Below are 6,615 nucleotides of genomic sequence, written 5' to 3'. Positions count from 1 at the left end.
CCCGTGGGTGGGGGGCGCGCGCCGCGGGCGGCCCCCGGCGGGGGCGCCCGGGGCGCGGGCGCGCCCCCCCCGGGGGGGGCCCCCCGCCCCGGGCGCCGCCCCCCCCCCCCCCCCCGCCGGGTGGCCGGGGCTCCCGAGGCCGGGGGGATGTGCGTGCTCGACGACGACCGCCCGGACGCGTTCGCCCTGCCCGGAGGGCCCCGCGGCGCGGGGCGGATCGTGGTGACGGCGGGCATGCTCCGGGCGCTCGACGCCCGCGAACGCGAGGCGCTCCTCGGGCACGAACGCGCCCACCTGAGCTCCCGGCACCACCTGTTCCTCGCCGTCGCCGCCCTGGCCGGCTGGTGCCACCCGGCCCTGGCCGCCGTCGTCCCGCACGTCTCCTTCGCCGCGGAACGGGCGGCCGACGAGGCCGCCGCCCGGACCTGCGGGGACCGCCGCCTGGCCGCCCGGGCCGTCGGCCGCGCCGCCCTCGCGGCGAGCTCCCGTCCGGCCGGGCGGAAAGGCCCGGTCCTCGCGGCGGGCGGCACCACGGGCCCCGTCCCCGCCCGCGTCAGGGCGCTGCTCGCGCAGGCCCCCACCCGTCGCGTCGCCCCCGCCCTGCTGGCCATGATCCTGCTCTGCGGGGCCGCCGGCGTCTCCTCCTCCGCCGGGGCCGTCTGGCTGCACCGCGGGGTGGAGATCGCGCAGGGCGAGCACCCCTTCGAATAGCCGACGCCACCGCGGCGGCCGCCCGCCGGTGCCGGACGGAGGGAAGGCGGCATCGGCCGGGCATCCGGATCGGCCGTGCTCCCAGGCCCGGCCCGCGACCTCCGGCGCTCAGGCGCCGGCGTGCAGGTACGACGCCCAGAGGTACGGGTTGCGGGTGCGGTCGTAGGGGCCGGGGAGGTCCGTACCGTCCCGGATGCCCCGTACCGCCTGGTGGAGTGCCCACGCGGCCCGGTCGGTGTCGGGAGGAGCCGAGCCGGTGCGCAGGGCCGCGTAGAAGGCGTCGGCGAGCGTCGCGGCCGTGCGGTCGTCGATGTCCCACAGGGAGCCGACCACATGGGGGAAGCCGACCAGCTGGAAGGCGGACGCGAGGTGGATGGCCTCGTCCCGGAGCCCGCCGCCGACCGTCGCCGAAGCACTGCCGCACGCCGACAGGTAGGCCAGTCGCGCGCTGTCCAGCTCGGCGGGCAGCAGGTCCTGGACGGTCAGGGGGCTGTGCTGGTGGTCGTGCAGGAGGAGCCGGCTCTGCGAGGGGTCGGCGGCGGAGGCCGTGCCGTGACAGGCGAAGTGCGCGACCGTGACGCCGGAGAGTGAGGCGAGGACCTCGGAGCGGACGGCCGCGCCGTCCGCGGGCGGGTCGGTGGAGACCTCCGGATTGCACAGGAGGACGGCCTCGTCGAAGTGATCCCGGACCCGGGCGACCTCCTCCAGGGCCTGGGAGAGCGGTCCGCCGCCCGGCAGTCCGGGCGTCAGGGGCATCGCCACCAGGAGCGCGCGGTGCGCGACGGGCCCGGTGCCCTGCCGCCGTACCTGTTCGCGGGCGTGACGCAGCGCGCGCAGCGTGGGGGTGTACGAGCTGATCACGCGGTCCAGCACCCTGCGGCCCGTCGGCCCGGTGCGGTGTCCCGCGGCGTGCAGCGGCATCATCCCCAGCACCCCGCCCGGCGCCCACCACAGCCGCGGCCACGGCTCGCCGTCGCCGGGCTGCTCCGTGTGCCCCAGCGCCGTCAGCACGGGTTCGGCGACGCAGTCCCACAACCACTCCAGCACCGACGCCATGGTGTCCTGCGCGGTCGCCAGCTCCTCGAAGTCCTCGGTCGCGGCCACCGTGTCCACAGCCGTGCGGAAGGCCGACACGTTTTCACCGATGGCCTCCGGGACCAGCGCCGTGAGCTCCACGGACGTGATGTCCTCCCGGGTCAGCAGCAGCGCGTCGCTCCGGAGCGCGCTCACGTTCAGCATCACCACGGCGCCCTCGGCGGCCTCGGCGCGCGCCTCGTCGGGCGTCGGCGGCTTCCCGAAGCCGCCCAGGCGGGCCCTGACCTGCTGCGTGAGATCGGCGAGCTCCGCGGCTCGGCGGCGTTGCTCTCGGGCGGTGCGCGCCCTGCGGTCCGCCTCGGCCGCGAACTCCGAGCTCCCCACCGGGGGAAAGCCGCCAGGTGCGGGGTTCTCGACCCGGGCCCGCACGTCCTTGAACCGGGCGACCAGGCCGGGCTCGGTCCGGGAGAGCTCCGCCAGGTCGCCGCGGGTGTCCAGCGCATGGCCGAGCAGCACCGACCGTCCCGATTCGAGGACGAGGAAAGCGCGCTCCGCCCGCTGCCGGGCGGTTCCGCGCCGGGCGCCGAGCACGAGAGCGGCCGCCGTACCGGCCGATCCGCCCAGGCGCGACAGCATGGCCTGGCGGTCCGCCCGGTTCGCGTACAAGGAGGCGAGCCGCGGCAGCAGACCGATGGCGCCCTCGGCCAGCTCGGCCGCGCGGTCGGGGTCCTCGGCGGCCAGCATGCGGGCGACGACGAGCGCGGCGGTGATCCGGATGTCCGCGTCCGCACCCTCCTCCTCCCACGCCCTGACGCCCCAGAGGATCGCCCCCGCCCGGTCGTCCGCCGCTCCGCCGCGGGCGTGCCGGTCGCTCAGCACCCCCGCCAGGCTCGACGCCGAGGTGGCGACGGCGGGGCGCCCCGCGGGCAGCGCGTCCAGGACCGCCTCCAGGTGGTCGGCCGCCCGGTCCAGGTCCGCGTCCGCGGATTCCGCGCCGGGGCGCAGGGCCCGCGCGTGGAGGGCGGTCGCCAGGCCGGCCCGGGACGCGAGCCGGCTCATGCTCCCCGGGGCCGCCGTCCGGACCGCGGCGGTCAGCGCGGCGACCGCCCGGTCCAGATCCGCCGGCAGGCCCTGGGCGTCGTAACGGCGGTGCAGAGCGGCTCCGAGTTGATGGAGGGCGGCGGTCCGGTTCGTGCTGGCCGCCGCGGCCCGCTCCAGCAGGCCGATGCCGGTCTTCAGGAACTCGGGATTCCCGGTGCGCCGGTGGTAGTCGAGCATGAAGCCACCGAGATCGCACGCGCGATCGGGATGCGCGGGATCCGTCGACGGGGTCATCGTGAACGCGGTGTACGCGTATCCGCCCGCGGCCTCCAGGTCGGCACGCTCCTCCGTACGGCCGTAGCGCAGCCGCAGCGCCCAGGCGAGCCGCGCCAGCCGCCGGCCCTGCTCGGCGCCGCCGCCCGGCTCGTGGGCCACGGCCTCCGTGAGCCGCTCGACGGCGGTGTCGATGTCCTGGGGGCGCCCGGTGCATTCGTAGCGCGTCAGGAGGGCGGCGCCCAGGCCCTGGAGGAGCCGTCCGTGGTCCGGGCTGTCGACGGGGCAGTGCGCCGAGGCCGATTCGTACGCGGCCACGGAGGCCTCGGCGTCCTGTGCGTCGCCGGTCCTGAACGCGCGCAGCTCCAGCAGGCCTCCGAGCGAGATCAGCAGGCCGGTGCGTTCGGACGTGCCGTCCAGGGCGAGGAGCAGCGCCTCCTGGCAGCGCTCGACGGCGCGGTCCAGGTCGCTCAGGTCGCGGTGGGCCTGATAGCGGTGGCGCAGAGCGGAGCTCAGGAGCGTGAGGCGGCCCGAGCGGCCGGGGTCGTCCGGGGCCGTGGATCGGACGGCCTCGTCCAGGAGGGCCACGGCCTCGTCGAATTCGTCCGGCCGGCGGGACACGCCGGGCAGGGCCGGTCCGGCGCGCCCGGTTCGCGCTCCGGGCCCGTCCGGGGCGCCGCCGTCCGCGGGACCGCTCTGTCGTGGGCGGTCGTCCGTCACGACGCTCCGCTCGCGGCCGCGCCGCCGTCCGGAGGTGTGGGGGGACCGGAGGGCCCCCGCGCGGCGAGGGCGGTGCCGAGGAGCGAGAGCATGTCGGCCCGTCGCGGGTGGCCGGGCTCCGCCGTGGCCAGCGCGGCCCGGTAGTAGGCGATGGCCATGTCCAGCCAGTGCGTTCCCTCCGGATCGGGTTCCACCTGGCTGCGAAGCCGGCACATTCCGCCGACGCCCATGAGGGTGCTCGCGGGGTCGTCGTCGTTCTGCCCCGGGATCGGGCCGGGAACGGGCGGGATACGCTCGGTCATGAGCTGCAGGAGCTCCCGCGCTTCGTGGCCGCGGTCCCGTTCCTCCTGGGCCTTCGCCCGCAGGGAGGCGATCTGTTCCCGGCTCGCGTGGCCTTCGGGGGTGTGCGCGAGGGCCAGGTCGAGCTGGGCCATGGCCTCGTCCAGGTCGCTCATCAGGTGCGTACGGGCGGCCAGGTCCAGGAGCGCCGAGCCCAGGTTCGCGTGGATCGTGCCCCGCTCGTGGTGGTCCCGCGGCGCGACCCGGTCGGCGGTGCGCAGGCAGGCGAGGGCGTCGGTGAGGTTCGACGGGTCGCCGGTCGCGGCGAACCGCTCCCGCAGCGCGCTGCCCAGCAGGACCAGGATGGAGGGCGAGTCGGGTACCACGGCGGCCGCTTCCCGAATTGTGGCGATGGCCGCGTCCAGGTCGCTGCGCGTCCCGGTGAGGCGGTACCGGGTCAGCAGGATCTGCCCCAGGTTGGAGAGGTCGGCCGGGCTCGGGGCCCCCTCCTGCCGGGCCGCGGCGGCGGCCGTGAGCAGCTCGATCGCGGAGTCCAGGTCGGCGGCGTCGGCGTCGGGACCGGCGCGCATGGCGCGCTGGTGCAGGGCGCCCGCCAGGTTGGACAACCGCGTGGCGCGGTCGGGGGAGTCGAGCGGCGTGTCGGCGACGATGCGCTGCCAGAGCGTCACCGTGTGCGCGAGCAGCTCGGGTTCGTCGACGACGAAGACCTGTCGCAGCCGATCGATGGCCACGTCCTCGACGGCGTCGGCCAGGTGGCGGAGCAGCGGCTGGGGCAGGTGGGACACACCGTTCGCGTAGGGGTTGAGGAGGAGTTCGACGGCGCGCCGCATCCGGGGCTCGCGGGATCCCTCGGGATCCAGGTGGGCCCTGTACCAGGTCATCCACCCGAGGATCTGGCACACGTACAGGTCGGCGTAGTCGTGCTCGTCGAGCCAGGTCTCCAGCCTGGCCACGCGCTCCTCGGCCTCCGGCCGGCTCAGACCCGAAACGTCGTTGGTCTCCGCTATCACGCTCAGATCGTCCAGTACCGCGGACAGCAGTTCCTCCCGCAGTCCGTCCCCCGATTCCCCGTGCATGCCACCCCGCCCTCGATGGATCCAACTCACAGACACAGCAGTGGACTTACCTCATAATGTCACCAGAGAGCGAATGCTGTACACAGGGGGGCGAAGTGCCGCAATCCGCTACGGTCCGCCAGGCGATGACCCAGGCCGCGACCGCCGCCGTCTGTGAACGAGGAGACCGCTACCGCCCGTTCCTGGTGTCCCGGATCGGAACCGCGGACGTGCTGGACCGCGCGGTCGACGCCCTGCGCACCGGAGCGGACCCGGTGACGGCGCTCGACGAACTGGACGCCGCGCTCCAGGCGTCAGGGGACCCCCAGGGCCTGTACGGAGCCCTTCGTGGGGTGCGCGACGCCTCCACGGCCACCGGATTCGAGTCCTCGGCGCCGGGAGAGTCGGTGTACCTCTGCCCGACGGGCCGCTGTTCCCGCTTCTGGCTGCCCGACGACCTGGCCCCGGTGGCGCGGTGCGCCCTCTCCGAGGCGCCGCTGCGGCGCAGGAAGCTGTAGCGATGCTGACGGCCTTCGCGTCCGAACTGGGGAAGAAGCTGGCCGAACACTGGCTGTCCCTCCTGGTGCTGCCCGGCGCGCTCTACCTGGCCGTATCGGCGGCGGCCCGGGAACTGGGCCACGGGCACGCCCTGGACCTGCGGCGACTCGTGCCCTGGCTCGATTCCGTGGCCAGGTCCAAGGCCGCGGAGGGCGTCGGCGGGGTGACCGTGCTCGTCCTCGGCCTGCTCGCGGGCGCCGCGGTGGCCGGAATGGCCGCGCAGGGCCTTGGCACCGTACTCGAACGTGCCGCGCTGGCGGCGACGTGGCGACGACTGCCCGCCCGGCCGCGCCGCTGGGTCTCCCGACGGGTCGACGCCCGCAGGGAGAAGTGGAGGACCAGCGCCCGGGAATGGCACCGGCTCCGACAGGCGGCGGCCGTGGCCGCGGCGACCGGGCAGGCGCACGACCCCGCGGCCCGGCTCGAGGCGCTCAGGTCCATGCGCGACGTCGCCGAGGAGTATCCGGACCGCCCCACCTGGAGCGGCGACCGGCTGCACTCGACGGCCGTCCGCCTGGAACGGGACCTGGGGCTCGACCTCGCCGTGTCCTGGCCCTACGTGTGGCTGCTGCTCGCCGACGGCGAACGCGCCCAGCTCACCACCGTCCGCAACGATCTCGCCCGGGCCACGGCGCTGGGCGGCTGGGCCCTGCTGTACCTGCCGCTCGTCGTGTGGTGGTGGCCCGCCGTGCCGCTCGCGGTCGCGATCGCGGTCACCGCGTGGCGCCGGACCCGCACGGCCGCTGACGCCTGGGCCAGGGTGATGGATGCCACCTGCAGGCTCCACCTCCGCGAGGCGGCGGACCGGCTGGGGATCGACACCACCGCGGGCACGGCCCCGTACGCCCTCGGACAGGAGGTCACCCGCCTCCTGGAAGGCTCCCCGCCCCCACCGCCGCCGCCCTGACCTCCCGCCCCCGGG

At 76.0% G+C, this 6,615-nt stretch carries 5 protein-coding genes; 3 read left to right on the top strand and 2 right to left on the bottom strand.

Annotated features, from left to right (window positions below; genetic code table 11):
- Window positions 1-153 precede the first annotated feature (153 nt).
- On the top strand, window positions 154-711 hold the full coding sequence (locus ACFV2S_RS20880; RefSeq protein WP_385561037.1) for a M48 family metalloprotease: 558 nt from the start codon (window positions 154-156) through the stop codon (window positions 709-711).
- A 108-nt stretch (window positions 712-819) separates the two neighbouring features.
- Here ACFV2S_RS20880 and ACFV2S_RS20875 read toward each other — a convergent pair whose 3' ends face one another.
- Both ACFV2S_RS20875 and ACFV2S_RS20870 read right to left on the bottom strand, forming a co-directional pair.
- The gene (locus ACFV2S_RS20875; RefSeq protein ID WP_385561034.1) at window positions 820-3,780 is read right to left on the bottom strand and encodes a CHAT domain-containing protein; all 2,961 of its coding nucleotides are present in this window, start codon (window positions 3,778-3,780) and stop codon (window positions 820-822) included.
- A complete protein-coding gene (locus ACFV2S_RS20870; RefSeq protein WP_385561031.1) occupies window positions 3,777-5,156 on the bottom strand; it encodes a hypothetical protein in 1,380 nt (459 codons plus the stop codon). The genes ACFV2S_RS20875 and ACFV2S_RS20870 overlap by 4 nt, the downstream gene beginning before the upstream one ends.
- Before the next feature lie 125 nt (window positions 5,157-5,281).
- On the opposite strand from ACFV2S_RS20870, the gene ACFV2S_RS20865 reads away from it, so the two are divergent.
- Both ACFV2S_RS20865 and ACFV2S_RS20860 read left to right on the top strand, forming a co-directional pair.
- Complete coding sequence (locus ACFV2S_RS20865; RefSeq protein ID WP_383795178.1) at window positions 5,282-5,653, top strand: hypothetical protein; 372 nt, start codon at window positions 5,282-5,284, stop codon at window positions 5,651-5,653.
- 2 nt (window positions 5,654-5,655) lie between these two features.
- Window positions 5,656-6,600, top strand: coding sequence for a hypothetical protein (locus tag ACFV2S_RS20860; RefSeq protein ID WP_385561027.1), 945 nt, complete (start codon window positions 5,656-5,658; stop codon window positions 6,598-6,600).
- The last annotated feature ends 15 nt before the right edge of the window (window positions 6,601-6,615 follow it).

Source organism: Streptomyces sp. NPDC059695 (assembly GCF_042733785.1).
In the GTDB taxonomy this organism is placed as follows: Bacteria; Actinomycetota; Actinomycetes; order Streptomycetales; family Streptomycetaceae; genus Streptomyces.
The sequence above is the reverse complement of the archived record's forward strand: the minus strand, read 5'-3'. Positions and strand labels throughout refer to the sequence as shown.